Genomic DNA, 1,247 nt, shown 5'->3' with positions numbered 1-1,247 from the left:
ACGGCGACCCGCGTACCCGCGACCCCGACGCGGTACGCCGGGACGTCGCCGAAGGGTACGTCTCCGCGCAGGCCGCCCGCGAGCTGTATGGAGTGGACGTCGATGAGTGAGCCGACCGTCGACGGGGCCACCGTCGAGGTGGTGCGCAGCCACCTCGTCTCGGCGGCCGAGGAGATGCGCGCCGCGCTGGTACGCACCGCCTTCAACCCGGTCATCTACGAGGTGTACGACTTCGGTATCTCCATCTACGACCGGCAGTTGCGGCTGGTCGCGGAGTCGACCGGGCTGTCCCGGTTCCTCGGCGCCAACGACTACTCGATCGAGCGCGGGGTCGAGTACGTCGGGCGGGAGAATCTGCACCCCGGCGACGTGGTGCTGCTGAACTACCCGTACTGGAACGCCGCGCACAGCTACGACGCGACGCTGTTCGCGCCGGTCTTCCTGCCCGGCGGCGAGGAACTGATCGGCTTTCTGTGCATCCGGGCGCACTGGATGGACCTGGGCGCCAAGGACCCCGGCTACGTGCTCGACTCCACCGACATGCACCAGGAGGGGATCATCTTCCCCGGCACGAAGGTGTACGCCCGCGGGAAGCCGGTACGCGAGATCCACGAGCTGATCCGCTTCAACTCGCGCATGCCGGAACTCGTGCTCGGCGACCTGAACGCCCAGATCGCCGCGCTGCGTACCGGTGAGCGCCGGGTGATCGAGGTGTACCGGCAGTACGGGCCGGCCGTAGTGGACGCGGTCGTCGAACGTGTCATCGCGGCTGCCGCCGACTCCGCCCACGAGGCGGTGGCCGGACTGCCGCAGGGCACCTGGACCGCCGAGGACTGGCTCGACGACGACGGCGTCACCGGCGACCCCATCCGCATGCGGGCCACCGTCACCGTCGCCGGCGGCACCTTCACCGTCGACTTCACCGGCTCGTCCCCGGCGGTGCCGGGGCCGGTCAACCTGCCGCTCGGGGCGACCATCGCCACCTGCCGGGTCGCGTTCAAGGCAGTCACCACCCCCACCCAACAGACCAACGCCGGGCACTTCGCCCCGCTTCGGGTACGCACCGAACCCGGGTCGCTGTTCCATGCCCGGTACCCCGCGGCGACGTTCACCCAGTGGACCGGCACCGTCGCCCTGGAACTGATCTACCAAGCCCTCGCGCAGGGGATGCCGGAGCGGTTGCCGGCCTCCAGCGGTGGTGACGTGCCGGGGTTCATGATGGTGGGTCTGCACCCGGACACCGGTCA

The 1,247-nt window shown here is 70.0% G+C and carries 1 protein-coding gene; it reads left to right on the top strand.

What is annotated here, in order from left to right:
* Window positions 1-102: 102 nt before the first annotated feature.
* The coding region (locus ABZ783_RS37415; RefSeq protein ID WP_357447985.1) for a hydantoinase B/oxoprolinase family protein at window positions 103-1,247 on the top strand (1,145 nt) is incomplete at its 3' end.

Source organism: Micromonospora sp. NPDC047738 (assembly GCF_040642675.1).
Classification (GTDB): domain Bacteria; phylum Actinomycetota; class Actinomycetes; order Mycobacteriales; family Micromonosporaceae; genus Micromonospora.
This window is presented reverse-complemented; position numbering and strand designations above follow the sequence as displayed.